Genomic DNA, 3,027 nt, shown 5'->3' on the forward strand with positions numbered 1-3,027 from the left:
GCTGAAGCTGCCGGTCCAGACGGACTTGTCGGCGAAGACAAAATCGAATGGGAGAAGCTGTCGGATAGCCATCAGCAATCGACCTTCGGGGCTCATTTCGTCGAGGTTGGCGTCGATGTTGCCACCGGCGAGACCCGTATCCGCCGCATGCTCGCCGTTTGTGCCGCAGGCCGCATTCTCAATCCGATCACAGCGCGAAGCCAGGTGATCGGCGCGATGACGATGGGTGCAGGTCTGGCTCTATCGGAAGAACTTGCGGTAGATACCCGCCGTGGCTTTTTCGTCAACCACGACCTCGCCGGATACGAGGTACCAGTGCATGCCGACATCCCTCATCAGGAAGTGATCTTCATGGATGAGACGGACCCGATGTCTTCGCCGATGAAGGCAAAAGGCATTGGTGAGCTTGGCCTGTGCGGCGTTTCTGCGGCGATCGCCAACGCGATCTATAATGCTACGGGAGTTCGCCTGCGACATTACCCGATGACCCTCGACAAGCTGATCGGCGGATTACCAGACGTCGCCTGATCAACGCGGTGGCCCGTTCGGCCACCGCAACCCTTCGAGGATCCGACTTGAACGAGACTTTCATCACGACAATACCGGTGCCCGTGAGGGCGAGCTCGATCGACGATCCGGCATACATCCTCGGCTTTGCGATCGAGGCTGCCGGTTGCGGAGGCGCGGCGCTCGCAACCCTGGTGGAGATCAGAGGCGGAGCCGCTCGGGCTCTTGGCGCGCATGTTGCCGTTGCGGCAGATGGTCGATTCTGCGGATATGTTTCTGGCGGATGCGTCGAGGCGGCGGTGGCGGCCGAAGCTTTGCAAGCCATTTCGGAAGGCCGCGATCGGATTGTCAGGTTCGGCGCGGGGTCGCCGTTCTTCGATATTGAATTGCCCTGTGGTGGGGGCATCACCATTGCGATTCACGTTATCCGCGACACAAGCATCTTGGCGGATGCGCTTGTCGATCTGGCCAACCGTTGCTCAGCCGCTCTGGCTTACACGCCCCAATCGCAGACCCTATCGCGGGCTGATAGGGTTCCGCCGCAATCGAAGTGGTTTGAGGGTGCGTTCGTGTCGGTCTATCGTCCGCGAACGCAGGTCGTTATCTCCGGTCAAATGGCTGAAGCCGAGGCAGTTCGTCGTATTGCAGACGTGTCCGGCTACGATATCCAGGTGGTAGATAGCACTCGGCTTCGAGTGGATCAGGGCGCTCTTCGTATCGATGCGTTTACGGCTGTCGTACTCCTCCATCATGACCTGGATTTGGAAGCAAATGTGCTAAGTGAAGCCTTGGCATCTCCGGCATTCTATATTGGCGCTCTTGGAGGCACTCGGACCCATCGCCGCCGCATCGAACGGCTGCGGTCGCGCGGTATTCCTCCAAAGTCCTTCGAGCGGATCAAGGCGCCGATCGGACTGTTCGGCCCGACCCGGGATGCCACTTCGTTGGCGCTCTCGGTTCTCGCCGACGTTGCCGCCGCTCGGCTTGCGGTATTCGCATGACCGTGACACTTTCGCAGACGATGGAGCCAAAATCCCACCCGGAGATGCCTCGACAAAGACTAGCTCCGATGATCGACCCGTTTGGGCGCGCGGTGACTTACCTGCGCGTCTCCGTCACCGATCGCTGTGACTTCCGCTGCACCTACTGCATGGCGGAAAACATGTCTTTTCTGCCGAAGAGAGACCTGCTGTCGCTGGAGGAACTCGACCGGCTGTGTTCAGCATTCATAGCCAAAGGCGTGCGCAAGCTGCGGCTCACGGGCGGTGAGCCGCTTGTGCGCAAGAACATCATGCAGCTGGTCCGCTCGATCGGCCGTCATATCGAAACCGGTGATCTCGACGAGCTGACACTCACGACCAACGGCTCGCAGCTCGCCCGGTTTGCCGAGGACCTTTATGACTGCGGCGTACGCCGGATCAATATCTCACTTGATACGCTTGATCCGCAAAAATTCAAAGACATCACCCGGTGGGGTGATTTCTCAAAGGTCGTGGAGGGCATTGATGCAGCCCAGAAGGCGGGATTGAAGATCAAGCTCAATGCCGTCGCGCTCAAGGGTGTCAACGATGGGGAGATTGCCGATATGCTGCGGTTCGCACATGGTCGCGGCATGGATCTCACCGTCATTGAAACCATGCCGATGGGCGAGATTGACGAAGACCGCACTGACCGCTACCTGCCTCTGTCCGTACTGCGCCAAAATCTTGAAAAGCAGTTTACCCTCAAGGATATCCCGTTCAAGACGGGCGGCCCTGCCCGTTATGTGGAGGTCGCAGAGACCGGCGGCCGCCTAGGGTTCATCACGCCGATGACCCATAATTTCTGTGAGGGCTGCAACCGCGTCCGGCTCACCTGCACCGGCACGCTCTACATGTGCCTCGGCCAGAACGATGCCGCCGACTTGCGCGGGGTTTTGCGAGCCACGAATGACCCGGCCGCCTTGGCAGCGGCCATAGACGAGGCAATCGCCCGCAAGCCGAAAGGCCATGACTTCGTCATCGATCGCGACAACCGCCCAGCCGTCCAAAGGCATATGAGTGTTACGGGCGGCTGATGAATCCGAGAGCCGGCTGCTGTTGCTAAAATGTTGCACGTAGAGCGTTTGCGCGACAAATTCGCCCCTTCGTTGTTACACAGGATCTGTATCTGCGCGAGGTTCTGGTCAACGCGATCTCAGGTGTTCTCGAACATCCGTGTGTCCCATGGATCACGAAGCCCCGTAACGACCCGTAGAGATTTAACCCGCACGGGGACCAGAAACAAATGCCTTAACTCCTCGGAATCGATGTTATTTTGCTTTTTCAATTTTGATCTTAACCTTGCCTGGTCGGTCGAAGAACGAAACATCTCCTTCGACCTGACCCAAGATAACGATGCCGGGCGATGGCACGCTTCCAGCTCGGTAATAGATTACGAAATCCCCCGAACTCCAAAGGCCGAGCGTCCCGGCCGAGAATCCGCGCTGTCGTGGCGCTGACGGTAACGCTTTTGGCAGATTGCCTGTCTTTTCTTGACGCA

At 58.5% G+C, this 3,027-nt stretch carries 4 protein-coding genes; 3 read left to right on the top strand and 1 reads right to left on the bottom strand.

All coding sequences use genetic code 11. The features are described 5' to 3' along the window. The 3 genes from FHT73_RS29145 to moaA form a co-directional block, all read left to right on the top strand. On the top strand, positions 1–528 hold a 528-nt coding region (locus FHT73_RS29145; RefSeq protein WP_183716528.1), incomplete at its 5' end, for a molybdopterin cofactor-binding domain-containing protein. A 47-nt stretch (positions 529–575) separates the two neighbouring features. After that, positions 576–1,508 carry an XdhC family protein gene (locus FHT73_RS29150; protein WP_183716530.1) on the top strand — a complete coding sequence of 311 codons (933 nt, stop codon included), beginning with the start codon at positions 576–578 and terminating at the stop codon, positions 1,506–1,508. A 20-nt stretch (positions 1,509–1,528) separates the two neighbouring features. Beyond that, a complete protein-coding gene (gene moaA / locus FHT73_RS29155; RefSeq protein ID WP_112610484.1) occupies positions 1,529–2,563 on the top strand; it encodes a GTP 3',8-cyclase MoaA in 1,035 nt (344 codons plus the stop codon). A 234-nt stretch (positions 2,564–2,797) separates the two neighbouring features. Here moaA and FHT73_RS29160 read toward each other — a convergent pair. Then, positions 2,798–3,027, bottom strand: a 230-nt coding sequence (locus FHT73_RS29160; protein WP_246712279.1) for a cyclophilin-like fold protein, incomplete at its 5' end; no start/stop codon positions are given.

It is taken from the genome of Rhizobium sp. BK098 (assembly GCF_014193155.1).
Classification (GTDB): domain Bacteria; phylum Pseudomonadota; class Alphaproteobacteria; order Rhizobiales; family Rhizobiaceae; genus Rhizobium.